Genomic DNA, 24,834 nt, shown 5'->3' on the forward strand with positions numbered 1-24,834 from the left:
GGGTCAGGGGCGGTAGACCAGCTCCAGGAGGACTGCCGCCATGAGTAGCCACGCGCCGGCGCCGAGGAGCCACATGCTGCCGAGGGCCAGCCCGAAGGCGCTCGTGAGGCAGGCGCCGCCGGCGAGCGCGATCGAGCGGCGCCGCACGCGGTGGTCGGAAGGCAGGCGTCCGGCGGGTCGGCTCATGGCCGAACTGTAGGGCTCGGTCGGGCAGGTGGGCCGTTGCCCGTGAAGTCTTCACGCGACCCTGACGCCCCGCGCCGTGGAGGTCGGTGTCAAGGAGCTGTCAGGGGAAGGGCGGGCGGCGCCAAGAACGCGCCAGGAAGGGCAGACATGCCCAGGGCGGGGACGGACGCTGAGCGGAGCCCGATCCGAAGGAGCACGCCCGCATGACCACCCTGACCACCCTGACCACCGAGAAGGACGCCGTACCCGGTGCCGAGGAGCCCCCTGATACCGGTGCGCGGCACAAGTTGACCGCCGTCACCGGTCTGGCCGCGCTGTCGCTGGACGCGATGGCGTCGGTGGCCTACGGGCCCGAGGCCATCGTGCTGGTCCTGGCCGCGGCCGGCGGGTACGGGCTCGGGTTCACGCTCCCCGTCACACTGGCCATCGCCGGACTGCTGGCCGTGCTGGTCGCCTCGTACCGGCAGGTCATCGCCGCTTTCCCGGACGGCGGCGGGTCGTACGCCGTCGCCAAGGCGCACCTGGGCCGGCGCACCAGTCTGGTCGCGGCCGGATCGCTGGTCCTGGACTACGTGCTGAACGTGGCCGTGGCCGTGACGGCCGGTGTCGCCGCCCTGACCTCGGCCTTTCCCGGGCTGTACGGAGACCGGCTGGTCATCTGCCTGGCGGTGCTGGTGCTGATCACGGCGGTGAACCTGCGGGGGATCGTCGATTCGGCCCGCGCCTTCCTCGTCCCCACGGCCGTCTTCGTCGGCGCGATCCTCGTCATGATCGCCGTCGGACTCTTCCGCGACGCGCCCGTCTCCACCGCCACCGCCGACGGACACGCCTCCGTCCTCGCCGACGACGCCACCACGGTCGGAGCCCTGCTCCTGCTCAAGGCGTTCGCCTCCGGCTGCTCCGCCCTCACCGGTGTCGAGGCGATAGCCAACGCCGTGCCGTCCTTCCGTGCCCCGGCCGCCCGCCGGGCGATGCGCGCCGAGGCCGCGCTGGGCGCACTCCTCGGCGTGATGCTCATCGGCCTGTCCGTGCTGATCTCCCGTTTCGGCCTCCAGCCGGTGGAGGGCGTCACTGTGCTCGCCCAGCTCGCCGACGCCTCCCTCGGCCACAACGGGGCTTTCTACGTGGTGCAGTTCGCGACCATGGTGCTGCTGGCGCTGTCCGCGAACACCTCGTTCGGCGGACTGCCCGTCCTGCTGAAGCTACTGGCCCGCGACAACTACGTGCCGCACGTCTTCGGCCTGAAGGCGGACCGGCAGGTGCACCGGCACGGCGTCGTGTGGCTCGCCGTGGTCTCGGCCGCGCTGCTGGTCTTCTCCGGCGGCGACACGAACACCCTGGTGCCGCTCTTCGCCATCGGCGTCTTCGTCGGCTTCACGATCGCCCAGACCGGCATGGTCCTGCACTGGCGGCGGGAACGCGGACCCAGGTGGGCGGGCAAGGCCGTCCTCAACGGCCTCGGCGCCGTCCTGACCGGTGTCTCCGCGATCGTCGTCACGGCCACCAAGTTCCACGACGGGGCCTGGCTGATCGTGATCGCCCTGCCGCTGCTCGTCCTCGCCTTCGAGGCCGTCCACCGCGCCTACGGCCGGATCGGCGAGCGCCTCGGCGTCGGCCGCGTCCCCGAGACGCCGCACCGCGAGCGCTCCCTCGTCCTCGTGCCCGTCTCCTCCCTCACCCGGCTCACCAGCGAGGCCCTGACCGCCGCCGTCTCCCTCGGCGACGAGGTCCGCGCGGTCACCGTCTGCCACCCCGACGCCGAGGACCAGGCGGCCACCGAGGCGCTGGAGCGGGACTGGGCCCTGTGGAACCCGGGCGTCGCCCTCGTCCGGCTGCCCTCCGAACGCCGTTCCCTCGGACGGCCCGTCAGCGCCTACGTCCGCACCCTGCGTACCGCCGAGCCCGGCACCCGGGTCACCGTCCTCATTCCGGAGGCGGAGCCGGAACACCTGTGGCAGCGGCTGCTGCAGAAGCAGCGGGGCGCGGTCGTCGCCCACGCCGTCCGCCGCGACACCGACGCCGTGATCTGCCGGCTGAGGTTCCGGCTCGGGGCCCGCTAGCCGGTCAGTTCTCCTTCGTCAGCCGCGCCTCGAAGCCGTCGAGGATCGTGCCGAGGCCGAACTCGAAAGTGCGGTCGGGGGCCGCGGCGTACTCGGCCGCGGCGCTGCCGTCGAGACGTTCACGCAGGCGGGGGAAGTGCATGGCCACCTCGGTCGCCGCCGCCATGGTGTCGGCCAGGGCCTTCTCCGGGTCGCCGCTCCGGCTCAGGCGCCGGGTCAGTGAGACCTGCGCGGCGGCACCGAGGGCGCTGCCGAGGACGTGGACGAAGACGGTCGCGGCGGCCCGGTCGGCGTCTTCGGGGGCGAAGCCGGCCTTCTCGTACAGGGCGAGGCTGTGGTCGTCGTGGCGCGACTTGCCGGGGCCGTACAGCAGGTGGCTGCCGAAGACCTGGCCGAGCCACGGGTGCCGGGTCAGCATCGCGTGCATGCTGCCGGCCATCGCGGCGGCGGCCGGCCGCCAGTCCATCGTGTCGAGGTCGGGCAGCTCCACCTCGCTCCAGACCGCGTCCCCGGCCAGCCGCACCAGCTCGTCCTTGGTCTTGATGTGCCAGTAGACGGCGGTGGCGGCGGTTCCGAGGCGAGCGCCCAGGCTGCGCGTGTTCAGGCCGTCGAGTCCTTCCTCGTCGAGGAGTTGGAACGCGGCACGGACGATCTGGTCGGGGGTGAGGGTGTTCCTGGCCATGCCCGAACCGTACTTGAACTTAGTACTTGAACATAGTGCAGCTCTGGTTTACGGTGCTCCTGTACTTAGTTCAAGCAGTCGGATGCCAGGGGGAACTCCCGTCATGCAGCAGCACCAGCAGGACCAGCAGGACCGCGCAAGCGCGTTCACCGCGATCGTCGAGGCCCTCGCCGAGGAGCACGGCGTGCCCGGCGCGTCCGTCGGGATCCTGTCGGGAGGCCAGGAGACCTTCGTCCACCACGGCGTGACCAGCCTCGCCCACCCCCGCCCGGTCGACGACCGCACCGTCTTCCACGTGGCGTCGGTGTCGAAGACCTTCACGGCGACCGCCCTGCTTCGCCTGGCCGAGCGCGGCGACGTCGACCTTGCCGCGCCGGTCCGGCGGTACGTGCCCGAACTCGTCCTCGCCGACGAGGAGGCCGCCGCCGGGATCACCGTCCTCCAGCTGCTCAACCACACCGCCGGCTTCGACTGGAACCTGATCGACGCGGAGGACGAGGACGGTTCCCTGGCCGCGTTCGTGGCCAAGCTGGACCGGCTGCCGCTGGTCGCCCCGCCCGGCGCCCGCGCCTCCTACAGCCAGGCCGGCTACAACCTGGCCGGACGGATCGTGGAGAAGATCACCGGCCAGAGCTTCGAGCGGGCCATGGCCGAGCTCGTCCTGGAACCGCTCGGACTCGCCGACACCGTCTTCGACGCGGACGACGTGATGCTTCGTCCCTTCGTCGTCGGCCACGTCCACGACGCCGACGGTGCCCTGAGGGCCGCCCGTCCCTGGAAGTCCCACTGCGCCGGGGCACGGGGCGACAACCCCGGAGGCGGCATCGCCTCCACCACCGCCGACCTCCTCGCCTGGGCCCGCTTCCACCTCGGCGACGGCGATGGCCTGCTGCGCACCGACACCCTCCACGGGATGCGCGACGAGACGGTGGAGCTCCGCGGCAGCACCCTGGGCGACGGCTTCGGCACCGGCTGGTTCCTGCGCGCCGTCGACGGCGTCCGCACGATCGGCCACGGCGGATCCGGCAACGGGCAGTACGCCGAACTGCACCTCGCGCCCGGTCACGACTTCGCCGTCGTGACCCTCGCCAACAGCGAGGAGGGCTATCTCTTCAACCAGGCCGTCGTCCGGGCCGCCTTCGAGCACTTCCTCGGATTGGTCGAGAAGGACCCCGAGCCGGTGCCGTACGACGAGGGCAAGGCGCGCGAGGTCGCCGGACGCTACGAGATCGACGCCATGAACCTCGACATCGCCACCGACGGGGCGCGGCTCACCCTGGCCGTGGAGATCAAGCCCGAGCTCCGGCAGTCGTCCGACGCGGACATGCCGCCGGACATCGCCCCCGCCGCCATGGGCTTCCTGCCCGGCGACGGAGACGAGTACGTCCTCACCGAGGGCGTCCTCGCCGGCCAGCGGGGCTTCTTCACCCGCGACGCCGACGGCCGCGTCACGGGCGTCGACCTCGGAGGCCGCCTCTTCAACCGGAAGGCCGCCTAGTCAGCCGACGTGGACGCGGGGGCGGCGGTCACGGCCCGGTTCCGCCTCGCGGAGCACCTCACGGGTGGTGGGGGCGACCTCGCCCCGGCCGAGGAGGAAGAAGCGGAAGAAGTCGGCGAAGGGGCCGCCCTCGGTCCACGAGAAGGAGACGCGCGGGCGCGCTCCTCCGTCCCGAACACCCCTCGCGGCCCTGTTGCCGAGGTTCGGGCGGGACCTCGGCTACGCGCTCCTTACGCGGCGGCCCGCGGAATCGACGTGCTGCTGCCGCTGACGGCGGCGGGTCCTGTGGTGTGGTGGACGTACTCGCGGTGGAGCCGGAAGCCGGCCGTCCATGCGAGCAGGCGGCTCGCCCGGTTCTCGCGGGAGCAGCTCCAGGTGGCGGTCCGGCCGCGGGCGGAGACGTCGGCGGTCAGGCCCGCGACACACGCCAGGGCGAGGTGCTGCCGACGCTCGCCGGGGTCGGTGGCGCAGGCCACGTCCTCGTACCGGCTGCCGGTGAACCGCGTGCAGGCCACGGCCAGGACGCGGCCCTTGCGGAAGGCGGCCCAGCCGTGTCCGGAACGGGCGAGTCCCTCGGCACCGCCCCAGGTGGCGAAGGTCCAGCCGAGGGCGGGGCCGGCGGCGGCGAGCACCGGGCCGTCGTCGGCGCGCAGCCGGCGGACGGCCGTGCCGCGGGGGACTCGTGCGGCGGCCGGATCGCCCTGGTGGAGGTAGAGCATGCGGTCCCACGGCTGGAGCAGGTCGAACGCGGCCGTGAGGACGGGCAGGAAGCGGGCGGACGCCTCGACGCAGTGACCGGCCAGAGGGGCGAGGCCGGACGGGGCGAGAGCGGTCGGGTCGCCGGCCAGGAGGGCGTGGCGGCCGCTGGTGACGGCGACGACGCGGGGTCGCACGGGACGGTCGGTCCACCAGGTGCCGTGGCCCGTGGTCAGGACGTGCTCGGCCAGGGCCGCCGTGCCGGGCGCGCCGACGGGGAAGGAGCGCGCGCAGGACGGGGGCTGGTGGGCGGGATGGGGGATCAGCACGGGGAATCTCCGGGTGTACGGGGGAGGGGCGGCCCGCCGTCACCGCGCGGGCCGCCCCGGGGGCGGGTCAGCGCCGGCCCGGCTCTGACCCGATGCCGACTGAGTGCCGGCTCAGCTCTGGCCGGCCTTGCGGCCGTGGTTCGCCTTCTTCTTGCGGCGGGCCTTCTTCTTGCGGGCGCGTTTCGACATGTCCCGGCCCCCCTTCAGGCGTTCTGGCCGACGAGGAGGTCGGCGAGCTTGGTGAGCCGCTTGACCGTGCGCGGCTCGGTCGCGACCGGTGCGGGGGTGACGCGCTGGTCGCGGTCGTAGTAGGCGCCGTTGACGATCTCGGTGGCGGGGTCGCAGAGGCGTACGACGTGGGCGGCGCCCTCGGCCGGGGCGACGCCCTCGTGCGCGTACAGGGGCAGGAGGCTGGTGGCGCAGATGCCGGGGTGGACGGAGACGGCGGTGACGCGCGGGTCGGCGGCGAAGACGGTGAGGGCCAGCTGTGACTGGGCGTAGGCGGCGAGGCGGGAGTAGCGGCGGACGCGGTTGGGGTCGTTCCACTGGATGGAGCCGGTGCGGTGGAGGACGGAGGAGACGTTGACGACCCGGCCGCCGGGGTCGCTGGTGAGGGCGGGTTCGAGGAGGTGGGTGAGGAGGTAGTGGGCGAGGAAGTTGACCTGGAAGGCGATCTCGTTGCCGTCGGCGGTGACGGTGTGGCGTTCGGGTGCGGCCATGCCGGCGTTGTTGACGAGCACGTCGAGGCGCGGGTGCCCGGCCAGGACGCGGTGTGCGAGGCGCTCGACCTCCTCCAGGCGGGTGAAGTCCGCGCCGAACGGGCACAGCAGGGCCTCGTCGATGTCGGCCAGGGTGACGAGCCGGTCGGTGGCGGCGTGCGCCTCCTCGGCGGTCCGGCCGTGGACGAGGACGGTGGCGCCGCGCTCGGCGAGGAGCCGGGCCGTCTGGTGGCCGATGCCGGAGGTGGCACCGGTCACCAGGACGGTGAGGGAGGAAAGGTCGGAAACGGACATGACTGGTCAGTCCCTTACGGGTGTCGGGTGGGTACGGGTACGCAGAAGGGGCGCCGGACGGCAGAGCCGCGACGCCCCCGGGCCGAGCCGGAGAAGGTCAGCGCAGTGCTGCGGTCTCCGGGCAGCGGGGCTCGCGACGGGGCGCCCGATGGGGCGGCCGGTCGAGCAGGAGCCACGCGCTGTTCATGCTCCCCATCGAAGCGGTGCGGGCGGCCGGCTTCAAGACCGACGGGCATTCCCTGACGCGGCCCTGACGGAACTTCACCCGAGACCGGGGATCGCCGAGACGAGCAGGTCGATGACCTTGATCCCGACGAAGGGGAGGACGAGGCCGCCGAGTCCGTACACCAGCAGGTTGCGGCGCAGCAGGTCGTGGGCGGACGCCGGGAGTGGCGAACGCCCCGCAGGGCGAGCGGGATCAGCGCGACGATGATGAGGGCGTTGAAGATGATCGCCGAGGTGATCGTTGAGGTGATCGCCGAGGTCGGACTGCGCAGTCCCTGGGAAGCCGGCCGTCCGTGCGGCGGAGGCCGGAAAGGGACGGCTGGGGCCACCGGCCCACACCGGGGGGTGCCCGCTGTGCGGGGCACATTGTATGGGGGCCGGGGCGGGTGCCCCGGCCCCCTTGGCGCGGCTGTGGACGGACGGCTCGGTCGCGCGGTGCGGGGGCACGGGCGCCGGATGGGAGGGCGTCCCGCGCCCCCGTGGCCCGGGACTGTCAGGCCACCGACGTCCCCGGTCGGTGAGCGACCGAGGGTGACTCCAGACGCCCGGAGCCGCCGGACCAGGGGGTTGGCGGGGGCTTTGACGAGGCTCTTACGGGGTCTCCGACGGCCTCGTCAAAGGCTCGTCAAAGCGGGCCGACGCGACGTCAGGAGACCGTCAACGACGGCCGGAGCGGGACCGGAACAGGTACACGATGATCACCTCACGGGGGAGCGGGCGAACGTTCGACGGCCCGGGGTGGGAGGGAACGCGCCGCCCGTCGCACGAGGGGCGCGCATGGCCCGTGACCGACGGCCCGGACCGACATCTCGGCGCGATCGACGACGCCGTCCGACGCGAGGGACGTTCCGGCCCGCGGCCCCGAGGGGGTGGCCGCGGGCCGGACGAGTCCGGTCGCACGCTCCGGGCGTGCCCGGCCTTGGTGAGGCAGTGCCCCGTATCCGTCCGCGGGCGTCACTCGTGCATCACGCGTGCGTCACGCGTTTTGGAGCCGTCAGGGCTGCATCAGAGTCCGCCCGCACGGCGACAGGACGTCGTCAAGACCACGGAAGCGGGCCACATCGCCCGGTTCGATGGAAGCAGACATTCGATGGAAGCAGACATCCGCACATCGGCCCAGGCCGGCACTCCAACGGGAGTTGATCGTTCGTGAGCATCGAGAACGTGGTCGGTCTCCTCGTTGCCCACTCCCTCGCCGGCTACCTCGTGGCCGCACTCATCCGCCCGGAGAACTTCTGACCGTGACCCGGCGCCCGGGGACATTTCCTTCCGCCCCGCGCCGGGAGGCGGGCCCGCCCGCCGCACGCCCCGGCCGGCTGAGGGTCCTCGTCGGAGCCGCGGCCGGCGTCGGCAAGACCTACCGGATGCTCGACGAGGGCCACCGCAGAGCGGCGCGGGGCACGGACATGGTCGTCGGCGCCGCCGACTGCCGGGGCCGTCCCCACACCCAGGCCCTGCTCCACGGCCTGGAGCGGCTGGAGCGGCCGGAGCGCCCGGAGCGGCTGGAGCGGCCGGACCGGCCGGAGCACGCGAGCGGGAACCGGCCCGGCGGCCCGGGCGAAGGATCTGGGGATCCCGGCACGCTCGAGCTCGACGCCGCCCTGCGCCGCAGGCCCGAACTCCTCCTCATCGACGACCTGGCACGCACCACCCCGCCGGGTCACCGGAACGCCCGCCGCTGGCAGGACGTCGAGGGACTGCTCGCGGCCGGCATCGACGTCGTCTCCACCATCGACATCCAGCATCTGGAATCGCTCAGCGACGTCGTCGAGCGGATCACCAAGGTGCCCCCGGGCGAGACCGTCCCCGACGGCTTCGTCCGCCGCGCCGACCAGATCGTCCGCGTCGACGTCGACCCCGAGGAGCTGTGCCGCCGGATGGCGCACGGCAACCTCCACCCTTCCGAGATGGTGGACGCGGCGCTCGCCGGCTGGTTCCGCCCCGGCAGCCTCACCGCGCTGCGCGAGCTCGCCCTGCTCTGGGTCGCCGACCGGGTCGACGACGCGCTGCGGACGTACCGCTCCGACCACGGCATCGGCGGCGTCTGGGAGGCCCGGGAACGGGTCGTCGTCGGTCTGACGGGGGCCAGGAGGGCGACACGCTCATACGGCGGGCGGGCCGGATCGCCGCCCGCTCGGCCCACGGCGAACTGTCGGCCGGCCACGTGGCGGGCGGCGACGGGCGTGCGGCGGGAGCCTCCTCCGGGGCGCTCGCCCGCCAGCGACGTCCGGTCGAGTGCCTCGGTGGCAGCTACCACACGGTCGTCGGCGAGGACGTGCCGACGGCGCTGGTGGAGTTCGCCCGGGCGTCGGACGCCACCCAGCTGGTCCTCGGCACCAGTCGGCGCAGCCGGCTGGAACGCCTCCTCACCGGGCGGGGCATCGGCGAGACCGCGGTCACCCTCCCCGGCGGCATCGATGCACATGGTCACGCACGAGCGGGCGGGCCGAGGCCGCCTGCTGCCCTCGCTGCGGCGCACCCACCCGCTGTCCCGACGGATCGCCGGTCCCCTCGCGGGCGTGGTCATGCCCGCACTGCTGACGCTGCTGCTGGACCGGGCCCGGGGAAGCGTCAACCTCACCAGCGAGGCCCTGCTCTTCCTGGTCACGTGGTCGGCGTAGCGTGCTTCGGCTGCATCGGCTCCGCCCTCGTCGCCGCGGTGACGGCCTCCCTGCTGCTGAAGGAAGGCCGCGACGCCTGGCTGGGCAAGGGCTGCTGCGCGCCCCCGCCCGCAGCGGCCGAGAGCGTGGCCCCCAGCAGCGGGCGCCCGCGACTCCGATTGCCGCGACTGAACAGCCGCCGACCGCCCCAGGCCGAGCCGGCGGTGGAACCGGTCCGGTGGGGCAGGCCGGGGGCGGTCAGTGGCCGCGGGGCGCGTACATGATCACGGCCATGCCCGCGAGGCAGATCAGCGCGCCGATGACGTCCCACCGGTCGGGGCGGTAGCCGTCGGCGACCATGCCCCAGGCGATCGACCCGGCCACGAAGACTCCGCCGTAGGCGGCGAGGATGCGCCCGAAGTTGTCGTCGGACTGGAGCGTGGCGACCACCCCGTACAGGCCGAGAGCGATAACTCCGGCGCCGATCCAGATCCAGCCCTTGTGCTCGCGGACGCCCTGCCAGACCAGCCATGCGCCCCCGATTTCGAACAGCGCGGCGACGGCGAACAATGCGACGGAACGAGCGACAACCATGCCGCAGACACTACCGACGGACAGGGCGCCGGGAAGCCGCCGGGCCCTTGCCCCCGGATCCGGCCGCCCTCGTCATCGAACCTTCGTCATCGAACCGCCACAGGTCAGGGCGGCGCGAAGGCTGCCGAGCGTGGCGATCTCGGCAGTCTCCGACCCGGGGCCGCCGCGGCGACCCGCCCACCGCGCCGGCCCACGCTCACCGAGCGCCGTGAGCCGCCGTTCGTGCGGAGAGGGCATCCAGCACGGCCTCATGCGCCGGGTCCACCACGATGTCCAGGAACGTCAGGGCATCGCCGAGCGTGACGGTGAAGGCGAAGAAGGAGCAGCAGGCGGCCTCATCGACGATCACCAGGACGGTGCCGAACTTGGCCTTGAGCTTGTCGAATACGGCCCGCAGCTTCGGTTCGCTGTTGGGCATCGGCTTGTCGAAGACCTTCTTCCCGGCCGGGGTGAGCCCGTGGCCGTGGTGAGCGGTCTTGCCGACGTCCATCCCGAGGAAGACGCCTATGCCTTCGGTGTCTAACATCGCACCCTTCCGCAGGTGTTGACCGTGCCGGCCTCGGGGTTGGCACCGTGCTCGCGCATCCACGTTATGCAGACCTGCCGCCCGCGAACTGCCCGGCATTGCGCCGGGCCGGGCGGTGGCCGGGTCTCTCATCAGCGTCTCCGACGGCGCCTGCCGGGCCCGGCGACACCACCCCCCAGGTCATCCGTTCGACAGAGGGGACACAGTCATACCGGGCCCGGAGGCCAGCGGTCCCGTTGCAGGACCGCGAAAAACATAACGGGGGGCTTCTCAGCCGTAGGTGAGGGCGAACGCCCGGAGCCCTGGTGTGAGGCGGAGTTCGAGGTGCGCTGCGCGCTCGTCGTCGCGGTCGGTCAGGCGGGCAGGGTCATCAGGAGCAGGGGAGTGGTGGTGGGCTGGGGGGATCCTCCGGCGGGTTCGAGGGTCAGTCCGACGGCGCCGGCGTCGCCGGGGTCGCCGGTGAGGATGACGGTGCCGTCGTGGTCGATCAGTCCGGCGGGGCGCATGGTGCCGTCGTGGTCGAGCCACAGCTGGTACGTCTTGCCCGCGCCGGGTGCGGGCAAGCCGGCGGCCGTGAAGACGGCCTCGTTCTGCTGGTCGGAGGAGACGACGGTGGTCAGGGCGCCGTTGGCGGCCTTGCCGTGGACGGTGCGCGCGTCCGGGGCTGCCAGTACGGCGCTGATGGCGTCGAGCTGCTCCTGTGCCTGGCGGGCCTGCTGTTCGAGCTCTTGCCCGTTCTGTGTCTGCCACACGGCGACTCCGCCCAGTGCGGCCGCCGCCACGCTCGCGGCCAGCGCCAGAGGCACCACGCGCCGGCGCAGGATGCCGCGGAGGGCGGGCGCCGGGCCGGCGGCGGGGACGCGCGGGGCCAGCTGGCGTACGCCGTCGATGGCGGCCATGACCTGTGTCTTGGCCGCCGCCGGGGGCGACTGGGAGACGGCCGCGGCGAGGCGTGCCGCGGTGGCCTCGAACTCGGCCGCTTCCTGTCGGCATGCCTCACACGTCCGGAGGTGGACGTCGAAGTCCCTGCCCTCGGAGCCGTCGAGGGCGCCGAGGGCATAGGCCGCGACAAGGGTGTGGAGGTCGGTGGCGTGGTGGTTCATGTGGTCACCCCCATGCAGTCGCGGAGCCGGATGAGCCCGTCGCGCATGCGTGTCTTGATGGTGGGAAGAGGCGTGCGCAGGGCTTCGGCGACCTCACGGTAGGTCAGGCCCCGGTAGTAGGCCAGGGTCACGACCTGCCGTTGGAGCTCGGTCAGGCCACGCAGGCACCGGCGTACCTGCTCGGACTCCAGGCGGCTCTCGACCTGCTCGGCGACCTCGTCGAAGGCGGTGGTGTGCTCGCGGGCCGCCTGGGCGTGCTCGCGGTCGGCCGCGGCCTGCGCCGAGCGGACCCGGTCGACGGCCCGGCGGTGGGCGATCGTCGCCGCCCACGTCCTGACGGACCCGGCCTCGGGCCGATACCGGGCGGCCTGGCGCCACAGGTCGATCATGACCTCCTGGGCGACCTCCTCCGACTGCGCCCGGTCGCGCACCACTTTGAGCACGATGCCGAAGACCAGGGGAGCGAGGGCGTCGTAGAGGGCGGAGAACGCCTGCTTGTCGCCCTGGGCCACGTGCCGCATGCTCTCGGCGAGGTCGCCGGGGTCGGCGTCGGAGGGGCGGCGGGCGCTGAACGGGATCCGTTGGTTCACCTGTGCCGCTCCGGCCGTGGGGAGAAGGCGGAGGGGCGGCCGGGGCAGGCCGTCGGGGGGCGGGGCGTCCATCGCATGCCGCTCCTTGTGTCGTCGCTCGTCGGTCGTCGCTCGTGCAGGTGTGGACCGTCACGGAGACGGCCCGATGGGGGAAATCCGTTCGTGTGCCGCCTGTTCTTCGGAGCGGACGGGTCTGCGGATGGGGTGCGTCTTCGTCACCCGTTCCAGCTACGTCCCGCTCGCGCTACCAGGTCATGATCGCGATGACCTGCTTGCCGCTGTCCGACGGGCTGACGAAGAGGTCCGCGCCCAGCGCGCGGACGATTCTCAAGCCGCGCCCGTTCTCGGCGGTCCGCTCCTCGTGGCCGTGGCCGCAGGACAGATCGGCGGAACCGTCACTGACCGCGATGCCGGCCCGCTCCTCCTCCATGCTGACCGTGAGGGCGTACGGCCCCGCGGCGTGCGTGACGGCGTTGGTGACCAGTTCGGAGACGATGAGCACGAGGTCTTCGGCGACGGGCCGCGGGCAGAGGGACGGATCCAGGGCCAGCATGCGTGCCGCGACCTGGCGGGCGCGCCGCGCGGCCTGAGCACCCGGCGGGAGCTCGATGTGGAGGGTGGCGGGACGCCCGCAGGACACGCGGGTACGGTCCATGACCATTCCGGGGGGCGCGTGATCCGGGGACCTCGGACCGTGCCGGGGGAACAGGGGCGTCGAGTCCGCCGTGGCGGAGGCGCCCGGCATGGGCACGTCGGCCGGTGCGGGCGCGTCGGCCGACATGGGCGCGTCGGCCGGCAGCCGAGCCGAGGCCACCGATGGCACCGACCTCTGTGTGTTCAGAAGTTCGGTCACCGCACTCGCCTCCTCCTTCGATCTTCGATCTCGCCGATCGATCGGGATCGGTGTGCTTCGGGCCCCGTATGAGCCTCACATGAAGGATTCGTGGCGAATCGCCCGACGGATTGCGCCGACGCCGGGCGTTCGCGCTCCGGGCGTCACGATCCACGCCCCTGTTGGCGACACGTCCGAGCGATTCACCCTTTCAGGGGTCGTACCAATCCGCCGGGCGGGTGCCGCCGAATGCCGGGTGTGAGCAGCTTCCGCAACAACCTCTTCCGCGCCGTACTGGGCGCGTCGGCCGGGCTCTTGGCCGCCTTCGCGGCTCTGGCCGTGGCCGCGCTCGCGGCCGGCCTTGTGCGGCCCGCGGCCGGGCCGGTCACGGTGGTGGGGGGCGCGGTGATCGACCGGACGCCGGCCGCGGTGAAGGACTTCGCGATCCGCACGTTCGGGGAGAACGACAAGACCGCCCTGCGGCTCGGGATCCTCGCGGTCCTCGCCCTCATCGCGGTCGCCCTGGGCGTCCTCGCCCTGTCGCACCGGCGAGCGGGATCCGGTGGCGTGCTGCTGTTCGGGGCCGTCGGAGCGGCAGCGGCCCTCAGCCGGCCCGATTCCGCCGGCCTCGGTGACGCGCTTCCCTCGATCGCCGGAGCCGTCGCCGGTGCGCTCGCCTTGTACGTACTGGCGTCCAAGGCCGCACCCGGACCTGTACCCGGACCCGGACCCGTACCCGTACGAGTACCCGTATCCGCACCCGTACCCGAACCCGTACCGACCCCGGCCGATGCGGACGGCCAGGACGACGCAGAACGCTGGAACAGGCGCGGTTTCCTCACGGCGGCTGGGGTGACCGTCGCAGCATCCGCCTCGGCCGGGGCGCTGGGCACGTTCCTCAGCGGCCGGCAAGGCCAGGGAGCCGTGGCCTCCCGCGCCAACCTGATTCTTCCTCAGCCGGCCTCTCCGGCGCCCGCCGTCCCGGCCGGCGCGCGATTGAAGATCCCCGGCGTCACCGCCTTCACCACCCCCAACTCCGACTTCTACCGCGTGGACACCGCCCTGACGGTGCCCAAGGTCGACGCCGGAACGTGGCGGCTGCGCATCCACGGCAACGGCGTCACCCGTCCTCGCACCTACACCCTCGACCAGCTCCTGGCCCGCCCTCTCATCGAGCGCGACATCACTCTGACCTGCGTCTCGAACGAGGTCGGCGGCCCCTACATCGGCACCGCCCGCTGGCTCGGCGTCCCCCTGGCCGACCTCTTGGAGGAGGCCGGTGTCGTACCTCCCTCCCGGGGCGGGGAGGCCGACCAGCTGGTGGCGCGTTCGGTGGACGGCATGACGCTCGGGTCCCCAGTCGAGGACCTCATGGATGGGCGAGACGCGATGCTCGCCGTCGGCATGAACGGCGAGCCGCTCCCGTTCGACCACGGATTCCCCGTCCGGATGCTCGTCCCCGGCCTCTACGGCTACGTGTCGGCCTGCAAGTGGATCACCGACATCGAGCTCACCACCTTCGACGCCTACGACGCGTACTGGGTGAAGCGCGCGTGGGCCCGCAGGGCGCCGGTCAAGACGCAGTCCCGCATCGACACCCCCAAGCCCTTCGCCCGCCCGGCCGCCGGCACCGTCGTCGTCGCGGGTGTCGCCTGGGCACAGCGCCGTGGCATCACCCGTGTGCAGATCCGCGTCGACGACGGCCCCTGGCAGGACGCCGATCTCGCCGCCCAGGCCGGCGTCGACACCTGGCGTCAGTGGTCGTACCGCTGGGGTGCCACTCCCGGCGGACACACCATCACCGTCCGAGCAACCGACGGCACGGGGCAGGTCCAGACCGAGCGACGCACCCGGACCATCCCGGACGGAGCGAGCGGCCGGCACAGCGTCTTCGTCACCGTCACGTAGACCCCCAGATCCCCCCAGACCCCCAGCCCCAGACCTCCAGGCCACCTGGACCACTGGCCGCCAGGACGACTGGCAGGCCGCACCCGACCAACCCTGTCTACACCCCTGTAGAGAAATCCCTTTCAAGGAGCAATCGAGCATGAACACCATCAAGATCCGCCGCACCGCCGTCGCCGCCGCAGCGGTCGCCCTGCTGCCCCTCTCACTGGCCGCGTGCTCGGACTCCGGCGGCGGCAGCGGCACCGAGTCCGCACCGTCGAGCGCGGCGGGCAACGAGGCGCAGACCGGCGGGACGCCCACGGAGGACGCGATGGCCGGCGACCAGCCCTTCGGCCCCGCCTGCGTCGGCGTACCGAAGGAGGGCGCGGGTTCCTTCGACGGCATGGCCAAGGACCCCGTCGCCACCGCCGCGTCGAACAACCCGGCCCTGTCGACCCTGGTCACCGCCGTCAAGCAGGCCGGGCTCGTCGACACCCTCAACAACGCGGAGGACATCACCGTGTTCGCGCCGACGAACGACGCCTTCGCGAAGATCCCGAAGGCCGACCTCGACAAGGTCCTCGCCGACAAGGCCACGCTCACCAAGATCCTCACGTACCACGTCGTCGGGCAGAAGGTCACCCCGAAGGAGCTGGAGAACGGCAGCTTCGAAACCCTCCAGAAGGGCCTGATCACCACCACCGGCTCCGGCGAGGACTACACCGTCAACGACACCTCGAAGGTCGTCTGCGGCAACGTCAAGACCTCCAACGCCAACGTCTACATCGTCGACACCGTCCTCATGCCCAAGTAGCGCCGCCCCGGGCAGCGGCAGCGGCAGCGCACGCCGACCCTGTCCACTCTCAGCGGTCCATCAGCGGCTGCCGCCGGGCCGCGAACGGGTGACGCGGTAGGACTTTTGCGAGCCGACCGGGTGGTCTGCGGTCCTGGCGCCCATCCCTCGCGGGAGCGGGCCCGAAGGACGCGCAGACCCGCCTCGCCGTGGGGCGGGCTGTCAACCGATCGGAGTTCTCTCGTGCGTACTCGCATCGCCGCCGCCGTCATGGCCGCCGGGGTGGCCGCTGCCCTGATGTCACCCGTGTTCGCTTCGGCGCACACGGGTGACGCCGGCCCCTTCGGGCCGGGGAACCGCGCCGCGGATCACGGCCTGATCAGCGTGGGACTGACCTCGGACCAGCGGCTGGTGGGCTTCGACGTCCGCAAGCCGTCCGACACGTGGGTGCTGGGGAAGGTCTCCGGTCTCCGGGGCGACACGATGCTGGTCGGCATCGACTTCCGGGTCCAGAACGGCAAGCTCTACGGCGTCGGCGACAGGGGCGGCATCTACACCCTCGACAGCGGCGCCAAGGCCGTCAAGGTCTCCCAGCTGACCGTCGCGCTCCAGGGCAAGCACTTCGGCGTCGACTTCAATCCCGCCGCCGACCGTCTGCGCGTCATCTCCGACACGGGGCAGAACCTTCGCCACAACGTCGCTGACCAGACGACCCCCACCGCCGTCGACGGGGTGCTCACCAACCCCACCACGCCGCCCTCCACCGCGCTGGGCGTCACGGGCGCCGCGTACACCAACAACGACCTCGACGCGGCCACCGCGACCACGCTGTTCGACATCGACACCACCAACAACCGCGTCTCGCTGCAGTCCCCGGCCAACGCCGGCACCCTCGCGCCCACCGGAAACCTCGGAGTGGACGTCGGCCCCTCGGCCGGATTCGACATCTACTACAAGGCGTCCGACGGCTCCAACCGTGGCTTCGCCGCCCTGTCCACCGACGGCAAGCAGCGCTTCTACAAGGTCAACGTCCTCGACGGCCGCGCCGACCTCGTCGGCGCCTTCCCCGCCGCCCGGCAGGTCGTCGACATCGCCCTGCCCTTGAACCAGAACTGACAGGCACACACCGGATCCGGCAGCCCCTGCCCCCTGCCCTTGCTCCTGCCGCTGCTCTCCTGCCCCCCTGACCTTGCCCGCACCACCGGCCCAAAAGGCCCGCAAGGTGTCGTACCCGGGGGTTCAGGTGCTGAGGGAGACGATGCCGAGGGGCTCGGTGGTGGGCTGGGGCGAGCCCCCAGGGGGCTCCACGGTGATGCCGACGGCCACCGCGTCGCCGAGGGGACCGTCGAGAACCCGCGCCGGCCGGTCGCCGCTGCCCGGCAGCAGGCCGGCCGCGCGGAGATCGCCGGTCGGCTCGGCGTACCAGAGCTCGTAGACCTTGCCCCCGGTCAGCGCCGGAAGGCCGTGGGCGGTGAAGACGGCCTCGGCCTTCTGGCGGGACACGACGACCGCCGCCGCCGCTCCGTCGCTGAGCTCGCCGGTGTGGAGGGTGGCATCGGGAGCGGTCAGCACGTCGGTGATCGCGTCCTGGGCCTCCCGTGCCTCCTCCCGCACCTGCGTGACCCGGGCGCGCGCGTCGTCGGCCTGCGCGTGCTGCCAGGCGGCGACCCCGCCGAGCCCGACCGCCGCCGCGATGCTCGCGGCCAGCGCGAGCCGCAGACCACGCGCCTTGAGGGGCAGGCCGTGCGCGCTGGGGTCGCGCTGCTGCTCCTGACGGGTGTGGGAGACGGCGTCGAGGACACGGGCGCGCAGCTCGGGCGGCACGGGGGCCGTCTCCACGGCGGCGAGCCGGGCTGTGGTCGCCTGGAACCCGGCGACGTCCCCGCTGCACTGCTCGCAGCCGGCCAGATGGTTCAGGAACGCGGCCTCCTCGGCCGGCGGAAGCGCGTGCAGGGCGTACGCGGCGGCGTCGAGGTGGGGATCATCCTCCAGCGGGGTCATGAGCCGGCCTCCAGACATCGGCGCAGTTGCTCCAGGCCGGTGCGCATGCGGGACTTCACGGTGCCTTCCGGCGTCGACAACGACCGCGCGACCTCGACGTAGGTCATACCCTGGTAGTAGGCCAGCGTGAGCGGGACCCGCTGGAGCCGTGCCAGGGAGGCGAGGCAGCGGTAGACCCGTCGCCGCTCGTCATCTCCCTCGACGGCCTCCGCCACCTGGTCGAACGCCCTGTCCGCGGCGAGCGCGGCGGCCCGCTGCTCGCGCTCGGTCCTCGCCTGAGCGCTGCGCACCCGGTCCACCGCCCGCCGGTGCGCGAGGGTGAGGACCCACGCTTTGGCCGACCCGCGATCGGGACGGAACCGGCCGGCCGTACGCCAGACCTCGATCATGACTTCCTGGGTCACCTCCTCGGCCTGGGCGGCGTCCCTCAGGATCCGGCACGCGAGCCCCATGACGGGCTGGACCAGCGCGTCGTAGACGCCGGCGAACGCCTCCTCGTCGCCTCCCGCGGTCCGGGACATGAGCGCGTCGACGGGCTCGTCCGGCTCGGATCCGTGTCGCACTGGCTGTACCCCCTCGTGCCTGTGGTCGTCGTCCTGTCCGGACGGGGCGGCGGACGACCTGTCGCGCGACGTCATCCGCCTCCGACTCTGCCGCCTGTGGCGCGCGGCCGCCGGATCGGGATGCCGACTGGGTGAGGCCGGAGGGGCCATTCGTGCCTCCATGGCGCCTGGTCCCGGGGGTGGCGGACACGGCGAGCGCGCCGCGCTCGGTCCCGCCGCGTGGACGTGACACGACCGTGATCCGGCCGCCCGGACCGCGCATGATCTCCAGGCCGCACCCACTCGAGGCTCGACGGCCCCCGCCACCGGCACCGTGGCACGGCGACTCGCCCCGTGCGGCCGCGGCGCGGCGGGCAGCCGCCGGACTCCGCCGCCCGCCGGGGAGCGCGGCGAGGCGGAGTGTCGTGGTCAGGGACGGGGCGATGATCATCACGAACGCTCACTCCCTCAGGACACGAGACCCGTGCACAGGGGATTCGTAGCCGAGCCGCCCCCGGATGTACGCAGCTCCGCCGACTTCCAGGGCCACGTGACGCCCGAGGGGTGGCCGGAGACGCGGGCACGGCCATCCTGGCTTCCCGGCGCGGGAAGATTCTTCGCGCCTCGGTCATCCTTCGGCGTCCCGGCACCGAATCCCCTGTGTCCGTCCACCGCCGTCAATCAGTCCGAGGGAGGTGTGTCCGATGACCGCATCCACGCGCGCCCGCCGCCTGGTGGCCGGCACCGCCGCGACGGGGCTGCTGGCCGGTGGCGCCGCGTTCGGCGTGTCCGGCACCGCCACGGCGGCTCCCGCGCCCACATCGGTCGCGACCGTCGTCACGGGTGACCCCCACGATCGCCACGAAAGGTGTGAGTGGAAGAAGGGGCACTGGGAGAAGAAGTGGGTGAAGGGTCACTGGGAGAAGAAGGTGACCTACCACAAGAGCTGGCACAAGGGCCATCACGACAAGCACGGCAACTGGCACAAGGGTTACTGGGACCACGACCGCCACTACAAGTGGGTCTACGTCCCCGCCCATTGGGACCACCACTGGGTGAAGGGCCACTGGGACTGCAAGCACCGCTGACCACACTGCCGCCTTCAGGGGCCGGGTCGCCTCGCGACTTGGCCCCGCTCCTCGCCCTCCGCGCAGCGCGGCAACCCCGTCGGGAGACTTGACGTGGCGACCGGTGGCACACAGCGAGGCAGGGACACCGGAACGCGCGGGGCGCTGTCCGGGTCGGCCGGAAGGGCAGGGTTCCGACGGCCACCCGGGTCGGGCGCCGCTGTCGCACCCCTCGCGAAGCACCGTCCGGCCGCGGGCCTGAGCCCGGCCTGACGCGCCCGCCCGAGTTCCGGCTGTCCGCGTCCGACACTCCGACTGCTCCCCGCTCACGCGGGGATGGGTCGAGCACGGGGCTGGCGCCTGTCTCGGCATCCCGGCTTTCCGGAGTGCCGTGTTCCTGGCGGCTGAGGGGGAACAACCCGTTTCCGGAGTGATAGGGGATAGCGGGGTGTTCATGGAGACGGAGCTTGCCGCCCTGGCGGTCGGGGTGCTGACAGGCGCGGCGACGGGCTTGGGACAGGAGACCGTTGCCGCGGTCGTCCGGATGGTGCGTGAGAGTCTGGCCGCGACGCCGCGGGGGCAGTCCGCGCTGGCCGGGGTGGACGCCGCACCGGGCGACGACGGGGCCCGGCGGGAGGCGGAGGCGGTACTTCGGGAAGCCCTTCGGGCGGACCATGGTCTCCAGCAGACCCTGGCGACCCACCTGAACGTTGCGCCGACCCGCATGACGAACGTCGTGATGGTCAACGGCACGAGGATGCGTGGCAGTCAGGTCTCCCTCGGTCCGATCACGTTGCACAAGCCGAACACGACCGCCGGGTTACTGGGCCTGGCGGCATCACTCGTGGTGGTGGCCGCTCTCCTCGTGTACGGAGTGCTCCAGCTGGCCGGTGGGGGACCGGGGAACGACGGGAAAGGCGGTGCGAGAGCGAGGGCGCTGAGCGCGGCTGAGGCCTTACGGATGCTGCCGGGAGTGACCGATCTGCCGGGGGCCTGGGAGACGTCGCGAGCGGCGGATGTGGAGACGAACGTCAACACGAAGTGTCACAACGCCGAGGCGGAATTCGAGTCCGAGGAGCAGGACGCGTCGGGCTTCCGCGACTTGCGGGTGAGGTACTCCGCATACGCCTGCCCGGACTTGGCCACCGCGACCACCGGCTTCGCTGCTCTTACCAAGGAGGGCCGCAATCCCGCCGACCGGAAGGAGACCGTCTTCCCCAGCCGGACGCTTGGTGACCAGAGTGCGACGAGCTCATACGAGGTCAAGGACGAGTTCCTGGCGGCCCCCGGTGATGTCGGTTCCTACCTCACTTGGCGCGCACAAGTCGGCATGGTCGTCATCGAGATGCATTACGGACCGGCCCGTGACGGCGTCGGCTCCGAAAGGCAGGCCGAGGAACTGATGCGCATCATGTGCGACCGCGCTCGCGAGGCACAGACGCAGGGCTGATCCTCGCCTGGCCCACCTCGGCGCCCGCGCGGAGGCTCCAGGCGCCACGGCCGCATGCCCGGCGCCTGGGTTGTCATGAGGAGGGGACGGGTCCGAAGGGGCTCGGAGGTCCGGGTATGGAGCCGGCCGTGGTGGGTGGCCGCGGCGGCCGTTCGGGGAGAGCCGAGGCGTTGGCTGTGGTGACGGCTGTGGGATGCCGGTCCGTGAGTCTGCTGTTCGCGCTCTCTGTCCGGTCGGGCCGGCGGGTCGTGAGGGCCTGGCGGGTCGTCGGGGTGCCGGAGTGCTTCTGACCGCCTGCCTGGTGGTGCGGGGCCTGGCGGCGCCCCGCCTTCGGCATGGGTTCAGTCGGTCCGGCGGGATCGCGGGGTGGGAAGCCGGAAGAGGTCCGGCAGTCTGCGCAGGGCTGCTTCGTCGCCCGTCGCTGTCGCGGTGGCCGCCTCGATCGCGTCGGTCAGGGTCAGCCTGCGGGCGGTGACGTCGACGAACGCCTCCTGCGTCATGGTGACCGTCGCGTCCGGGTACGGTGCCGGCCCGTGGATCGTCTCGACGGTACCGTCGACGACGCGGGCGTGGAGGACCTCGTCGCCGATGTGGAACTCGTACACCGCGCGCAGCCCCACGGCTGCGTCCGGGGCGAAGCAGGCTCGCAGGCCCAGCACGGCCCAGCCGGCGTGGAAGGTCTCTCCCGCACGGCGCTCGTCCATGGCCCATGTCAGGCCCCACCGGGCCAGCGCCAGGACGGCGGGGGCGAGTTCCTCGCCGGCCTCGGTGAGCGCGTACGCGGGGGTACGGGCGGGCGGCGGCAGTGTGACCTTGCGGGCGAGCCCCTCGCGTTCCAGATGCTTCAGCCGGGACGCGAGCAGTCCGGTGCTGAGCCCCCGCAGACCTGCCTGGAGATCGCCGAGAACCGCTTGGGGCCGGTGAGGAGTTCGCGGATGAGCAGGAGGGTCCAGCGCTCGCCGACCAGATCGAGGGTACGTGCCGTCGCGCAGTATTGGTTGTACGTTCGCTGCTCCACTCCCTCATTTTAGACTTCGAACTTCCGGTTCTCGAAGCGCATCGGACGTCCTCGCCCGTCGAGGAGCAGCCTGACGAGCCGTTCGGGATCGGTCAGCATCACGTCGTGCGGGCCGTCGAGCGGGAGCGTCCGATAGCCGAGGGCGGCGGCGAAACGGTCGAACGGGTAGGCCGCGAGCCGGCAGTGGATCGCCGTGCCGGGGACCCGGTCGACGGCGCCGGTCAGCCGTGTCGCCTCGGTGAACGTGCGCAGCGCCTGCGGGACGAGGTGGTCGGCGAGCCAGGCCGCGTCGTCGGTGTCGGTGACGCCGAAGGCGGCCGGTGGCGGGGGAGGGATCCGCCACCCGTCTCCTGACGCCGCCGCCGCGCGGATCGCGGTGACGAAGGCGTCGGGCGCCAGTGCGAACAGGCTCGCCCCGTCGGGTCCGGCCCAGCCGTCCACGAGGACGAGGTGGTCGACGGCGGCGGGCCGCAGGTCCGCCGCCTCCCGGACGACGAGACCGGCGTAGCTGTGGCCGACGAGGACGAGCTTCTCGTCCTCTGGGACGCTGTCCAGGGCGGCGGCGATGGTACGGGCGTCCCCGTGGAGTCCGCGGTCGCCGGACGCGCCGAGGTCGGGAATGAGCATGCGGGCCCCGGTCGCGTGCAGCAGGGGCGTGACGCGTTCCCAGGCCCAGGGGCCGTGCCAGGCGCCGTGGACGAGTACGTACGTGGTCATGGGCGCTCCTCGCACAGAACGGGCAGGACGTGTTCGGTGAACGGCTCCGGGTCCGCCGCCTCGAGGTCGTGGCTGGCCAGTTGGACCACCGGGTGGCGTGCATTGACCGCGCTGCCGGCCGCGCCCGTGCGACGAGCCGCCCCCCGGCGCGTGTGTGCCCCGAGCCTCCCGATCGGGCGCCCGCCCCCAACAGCCGTTCGGCAGCCCGCTGACCTCCCCTTCCCGAGGTCGTGGACCGTCGGCGCATGCGGACCCGTCGACTGAACGTGAACTACCTGATTCTGAAGTGCTGACTTTTAAATCAAGAAGTGTGCCCCGGTCTTCGGATCCGTCCGAGCCGGATCCCCTTCCTGGTGGCCGCCTGACGCGGCGAACTCGCCGCCCGCTGCCGGCCCCCGCGAAAGTGGTCACATTTTCGACTGCGGAGCGGGTAAGAACCCGTCGGCGCATGCCACCCATGGGAGCTCCTCGACGGACCTGGACACAGGACGAGGTGCTGGCCTCGCGCTCGGTATATCGGCTGCCCTTCGATGCCAGGCTGGTGCCCTCGTGGTGTAGTCATCACTGTGCCCCCGCGACGTTGAATGGGGGCGACGGTGATCGATGACGCGGAGAGGTGAAGGTCATGGGGCGAGGCGGACGGCGGCGCGGGCCGCTTGTGGCCGGGATACTGGTCGTGGCGGTGGCACTGGCGGGAGTCGGCCTGTACTGGTTCCAGCCGTGGAAGCTGTGGCAGGACGAGACCGTGCAGGAAGCTCTCCCCGGCCTGGCGGCCCCGACCTCGGCGGCGCCTGAACCGACGGTCTCCGAGGCGGCCGAGTCCGCTCCGGCAGCGAAGCCCACCCCGAAGCCCACCCCGGAGGCTCCGAGAACACTCTCCCGGGGCACTTTGATCAGCCACGAGCACACCACCACCGGAACGGTGCAGCTCATCCGGCTCCCCGACGGTTCGCACACGGTGCGCCTGGAGAACCTGGACACCAGCAACGGCCCCGATCTGCGCGTGTGGCTGACCGATGCCCCGGTCAAGGAGGGCAAGGCAGGCTGGCATGTGTTCGACGACGGGCAGTACGTCAGCCTGGGCAAGCTCAAGGGCAACAAGGGCGACCAGAACTACACCGTCCCCGCGGGGACCGATCTGACCGGCCTGACCAGCGTCGCCATCTGGTGTGACCGCTTCGACGTATCCTTCGGCGCCGCCGCGCTGGCCTAGGTGTACAGCGATACGGGGTGTTCTGCCGGCGCGGCGCGGCCGCGCCATGGCGGAGGACGAGCATGTTCTCTGCGGCGGTCGTGGATGTCCGCGACAGGCTGATCACGGTGCGCTGCTCCGGACCCTACGCCCGGTGGGGTGCATCGCGACCAACGCCGCCGCCAGCGCCGCTGGAGAGGCCGGATTGCCGGATCCGGGCAGGCGCACAGCCTGACACGCTGCTGGGCGCGCGCATGGCTGCCGGTGGGTGACCTCTGGCTCAATCTCCGAGGACGAGAGGAGCCTTGGAATGGGGCGCGGGGGGACGACACGGTCGGAGCAGGCTCCGGCCGTACGGGAACGGGGCTCGGGTGCGGTCATCCGCAGCGAGCGCGCTCGGGCGGTGGTCTGTGCCGTGCTCGGACTGCTGGCACTGGCCGCCGCGACGGGCCTGGGCACGAGTGTTCCCGAGAAGGTCGTCGAGGAAAGGGCGTTCCTCGACGCCCGGCCCTGCGCTGACGGCGAGACGGCCACAGACCCAGCGGAGTGCCTGCGCACGATCCGTGCGACGGTGCTGTCGACGGAAGAGATCAGGTCCGGAAAGTCACGGCACTTCCGGGTTCTGCTGCGCGCCCCGGTACCGGCTCCGGCCGATCGGCCGCTCGACCTCGACACGGACAGTGACCTGTCGGAGGACCTGAAGCCCGGTGACGAGGTCTCGGTCACGGTGTGGCGGGATGTCAGGGTCTCCGTTCGCCACGGGGAGGTGAGCGACACCGTCGATCCGCGCCCCGATGACGAGGTCGGGCCGTTCGCGGGACTCACGCTGGCCTGTTTGTGGCTGGCGGTGCTCGGCTTCCTGGGCGCCCTGGGCGCGGTGCGGCGCTCACGGCGTCGAGCCGATGGAGGGTCCTTCCCCCGGCGGGTGGGGTTCGGCCCGGCGAAGATCGCGGGCGTGCTGGGAGTCCCCCTCCTCCTGGGATTCGTGGCCGGCCGTGTGTGGGACGGCTGGACGGTCGTGGTGATGACGGGGGTCATCTCGGTGCTGGTCGCGGCACAGGCGACGATCTTCGCCCTGCGCGTGGACCGCTGACCGGACCACATGCTCCTTGCCTGCTCCGACGCGTCGCGCCGACGCCCGCCCGGCCGGGCGGGCCTGGTGAACAGTCCGGGCCGTCCCGTCTCCGATGCCCCCGACGGATGCCGCCCGCCGAGCGTCGCGTCCGCCGGCCG

Annotated in this window: 23 protein-coding genes and 4 pseudogenes; 11 read left to right on the forward strand and 16 right to left on the reverse strand. The window is 72.3% G+C overall.

Going from position 1 to position 24,834, the window contains the following annotated elements:
* Positions 1–3 precede the first annotated feature (3 nt).
* Complete coding sequence (locus ACIGHB_RS32245; RefSeq protein ID WP_360316449.1) at positions 4–186, reverse strand: hypothetical protein; 183 nt, start codon at positions 184–186, stop codon at positions 4–6.
* 203 nt (positions 187–389) lie between these two features.
* Between ACIGHB_RS32245 and ACIGHB_RS32250 the strand changes: the two genes are divergently transcribed.
* On the forward strand, positions 390–2,246 hold the full coding sequence (locus tag ACIGHB_RS32250) for an APC family permease (protein WP_399918091.1): 1,857 nt from the start codon (positions 390–392) through the stop codon (positions 2,244–2,246).
* 4 nt (positions 2,247–2,250) lie between these two features.
* Here ACIGHB_RS32250 and ACIGHB_RS32255 read toward each other — a convergent pair whose 3' ends face one another.
* Positions 2,251–2,928, reverse strand: coding sequence for a TetR/AcrR family transcriptional regulator C-terminal domain-containing protein (locus ACIGHB_RS32255; RefSeq protein ID WP_399918093.1), 678 nt, complete (start codon positions 2,926–2,928; stop codon positions 2,251–2,253).
* 103 nt (positions 2,929–3,031) lie between these two features.
* Here ACIGHB_RS32255 and ACIGHB_RS32260 point away from each other — a divergent pair, with 103 nt between their 5' ends.
* Positions 3,032–4,426, forward strand: a complete 1,395-nt coding sequence (locus ACIGHB_RS32260; protein ID WP_399918095.1) for a serine hydrolase domain-containing protein — start codon at positions 3,032–3,034, stop codon at positions 4,424–4,426.
* A 230-nt stretch (positions 4,427–4,656) separates the two neighbouring features.
* Here ACIGHB_RS32260 and ACIGHB_RS32265 read toward each other — a convergent pair whose 3' ends face one another.
* From ACIGHB_RS32265 to ACIGHB_RS32275, 3 genes and pseudogenes are all read right to left on the reverse strand, one after another.
* Positions 4,657–5,451, reverse strand: a complete 795-nt coding sequence (locus ACIGHB_RS32265; protein ID WP_360316441.1) for a GNAT family N-acetyltransferase — start codon at positions 5,449–5,451, stop codon at positions 4,657–4,659.
* 203 nt (positions 5,452–5,654) lie between these two features.
* Positions 5,655–6,464: an SDR family NAD(P)-dependent oxidoreductase gene (locus ACIGHB_RS32270; protein WP_399918099.1), complete on the reverse strand. Its 810-nt coding sequence runs from the start codon at positions 6,462–6,464 to the stop codon at positions 5,655–5,657.
* Positions 6,465–6,725: 261 nt separating this feature from the next.
* Positions 6,726–6,964: pseudogene (locus ACIGHB_RS32275) on the reverse strand (potassium-transporting ATPase subunit B); the annotation flags it as partial.
* A gap of 874 nt (positions 6,965–7,838) precedes the next feature.
* On the opposite strand from ACIGHB_RS32275, the gene kdpF reads away from it, so the two are divergent.
* Both kdpF and ACIGHB_RS32285 read left to right on the forward strand, forming a co-directional pair.
* Positions 7,839–7,928, forward strand: coding sequence for a K(+)-transporting ATPase subunit F (gene kdpF, locus ACIGHB_RS32280; RefSeq protein ID WP_399918101.1), 90 nt, complete (start codon positions 7,839–7,841; stop codon positions 7,926–7,928).
* A 77-nt stretch (positions 7,929–8,005) separates the two neighbouring features.
* Positions 8,006–9,369: pseudogene (locus ACIGHB_RS32285) on the forward strand (universal stress protein); the annotation flags it as partial.
* 178 nt (positions 9,370–9,547) lie between these two features.
* Here the strand turns inward: ACIGHB_RS32285 and ACIGHB_RS32290 are convergent.
* From ACIGHB_RS32290 to ACIGHB_RS32310, 5 genes and pseudogenes are all read right to left on the reverse strand, one after another.
* Positions 9,548–9,883 carry a YnfA family protein gene (locus ACIGHB_RS32290; RefSeq protein ID WP_399918103.1) on the reverse strand — a complete coding sequence of 112 codons (336 nt, stop codon included), beginning with the start codon at positions 9,881–9,883 and terminating at the stop codon, positions 9,548–9,550.
* Between the two features lie 301 nt (positions 9,884–10,184).
* A pseudogene (locus ACIGHB_RS32295) lies at positions 10,185–10,409 on the reverse strand (transposase); the annotation flags it as partial.
* A gap of 353 nt (positions 10,410–10,762) precedes the next feature.
* Complete coding sequence (locus tag ACIGHB_RS32300) at positions 10,763–11,512, reverse strand: anti-sigma factor domain-containing protein (protein WP_399918105.1); 750 nt, start codon at positions 11,510–11,512, stop codon at positions 10,763–10,765.
* Complete coding sequence (gene sigK, locus ACIGHB_RS32305) at positions 11,509–12,174, reverse strand: ECF RNA polymerase sigma factor SigK (protein ID WP_399918107.1); 666 nt, start codon at positions 12,172–12,174, stop codon at positions 11,509–11,511. The genes ACIGHB_RS32300 and sigK (ACIGHB_RS32305) overlap by 4 nt, the downstream gene beginning before the upstream one ends.
* 172 nt (positions 12,175–12,346) lie before the next feature.
* Complete coding sequence (locus ACIGHB_RS32310; RefSeq protein WP_399918109.1) at positions 12,347–12,757, reverse strand: ATP-binding protein; 411 nt, start codon at positions 12,755–12,757, stop codon at positions 12,347–12,349.
* 426 nt (positions 12,758–13,183) lie between these two features.
* Here ACIGHB_RS32310 and ACIGHB_RS32315 point away from each other — a divergent pair, with 426 nt between their 5' ends.
* The 3 genes from ACIGHB_RS32315 (at position 13,184) to ACIGHB_RS32325 (ending at position 16,730) form a co-directional block, all read left to right on the forward strand.
* Positions 13,184–14,842: a sulfite oxidase gene (locus ACIGHB_RS32315; RefSeq protein WP_399918111.1), complete on the forward strand. Its 1,659-nt coding sequence runs from the start codon at positions 13,184–13,186 to the stop codon at positions 14,840–14,842.
* Positions 14,843–14,981: 139 nt separating this feature from the next.
* Positions 14,982–15,635: a fasciclin domain-containing protein gene (locus ACIGHB_RS32320; RefSeq protein ID WP_399918113.1), complete on the forward strand. Its 654-nt coding sequence runs from the start codon at positions 14,982–14,984 to the stop codon at positions 15,633–15,635.
* Between the two features lie 222 nt (positions 15,636–15,857).
* Complete coding sequence (locus ACIGHB_RS32325; protein ID WP_399918116.1) at positions 15,858–16,730, forward strand: DUF4394 domain-containing protein; 873 nt, start codon at positions 15,858–15,860, stop codon at positions 16,728–16,730.
* Between the two features lie 123 nt (positions 16,731–16,853).
* Here ACIGHB_RS32325 and ACIGHB_RS32330 read toward each other — a convergent pair whose 3' ends face one another.
* Together ACIGHB_RS32330 and sigK (ACIGHB_RS32335) are read right to left on the reverse strand one after the other, a co-directional pair.
* Entirely contained in the window at positions 16,854–17,615 is a 762-nt protein-coding gene (locus ACIGHB_RS32330; RefSeq protein WP_399918118.1) for an anti-sigma factor domain-containing protein, read from the reverse strand.
* A complete protein-coding gene (gene sigK, locus ACIGHB_RS32335; RefSeq protein WP_399918120.1) occupies positions 17,612–18,178 on the reverse strand; it encodes an ECF RNA polymerase sigma factor SigK in 567 nt (188 codons plus the stop codon). The genes ACIGHB_RS32330 and sigK (ACIGHB_RS32335) overlap by 4 nt, the downstream gene beginning before the upstream one ends.
* 683 nt (positions 18,179–18,861) lie before the next feature.
* On the opposite strand from sigK (ACIGHB_RS32335), the gene ACIGHB_RS32340 reads away from it, so the two are divergent.
* Together ACIGHB_RS32340 and ACIGHB_RS32345 are read left to right on the forward strand one after the other, a co-directional pair.
* Positions 18,862–19,245 carry a hypothetical protein gene (locus ACIGHB_RS32340; RefSeq protein ID WP_399918122.1) on the forward strand — a complete coding sequence of 128 codons (384 nt, stop codon included), beginning with the start codon at positions 18,862–18,864 and terminating at the stop codon, positions 19,243–19,245.
* 427 nt (positions 19,246–19,672) lie between these two features.
* Positions 19,673–20,674 (forward strand): hypothetical protein, encoded by a 1,002-nt coding sequence (locus ACIGHB_RS32345; protein ID WP_399918124.1) that lies wholly within the window; start codon positions 19,673–19,675, stop codon positions 20,672–20,674.
* Between the two features lie 341 nt (positions 20,675–21,015).
* Here ACIGHB_RS32345 and ACIGHB_RS32350 read toward each other — a convergent pair whose 3' ends face one another.
* The 4 genes and pseudogenes from ACIGHB_RS32350 to ACIGHB_RS32365 form a co-directional block, all read right to left on the reverse strand.
* A complete protein-coding gene (locus ACIGHB_RS32350; protein ID WP_399918126.1) occupies positions 21,016–21,378 on the reverse strand; it encodes an alkyl sulfatase C-terminal domain-containing protein in 363 nt (120 codons plus the stop codon).
* A gap of 54 nt (positions 21,379–21,432) precedes the next feature.
* Positions 21,433–21,558, reverse strand: a pseudogene (locus tag ACIGHB_RS32355) (transcriptional regulator); the annotation flags it as partial.
* Complete coding sequence (locus tag ACIGHB_RS32360) at positions 21,519–21,692, reverse strand: winged helix-turn-helix transcriptional regulator (protein ID WP_399918128.1); 174 nt, start codon at positions 21,690–21,692, stop codon at positions 21,519–21,521. The pseudogene ACIGHB_RS32355 and the gene ACIGHB_RS32360, both read right to left, overlap by 40 nt.
* 9 nt (positions 21,693–21,701) lie before the next feature.
* On the reverse strand, positions 21,702–22,409 hold the full coding sequence (locus tag ACIGHB_RS32365) for an alpha/beta fold hydrolase (RefSeq protein WP_399918130.1): 708 nt from the start codon (positions 22,407–22,409) through the stop codon (positions 21,702–21,704).
* 625 nt (positions 22,410–23,034) lie between these two features.
* Between ACIGHB_RS32365 and ACIGHB_RS32370 the strand changes: the two genes are divergently transcribed.
* Complete coding sequence (locus ACIGHB_RS32370; RefSeq protein ID WP_399918132.1) at positions 23,035–23,622, forward strand: DM13 domain-containing protein; 588 nt, start codon at positions 23,035–23,037, stop codon at positions 23,620–23,622.
* Positions 23,623–24,016: 394 nt separating this feature from the next.
* Positions 24,017–24,694: a hypothetical protein gene (locus tag ACIGHB_RS32375; RefSeq protein WP_399918134.1), complete on the forward strand. Its 678-nt coding sequence runs from the start codon at positions 24,017–24,019 to the stop codon at positions 24,692–24,694.
* Positions 24,695–24,834 lie beyond the last annotated feature (140 nt).

This window comes from Streptomyces sp. NPDC085460, from assembly GCF_044541975.1.
In the GTDB taxonomy this organism is placed as follows: Bacteria; Actinomycetota; Actinomycetes; order Streptomycetales; family Streptomycetaceae; genus Streptomyces.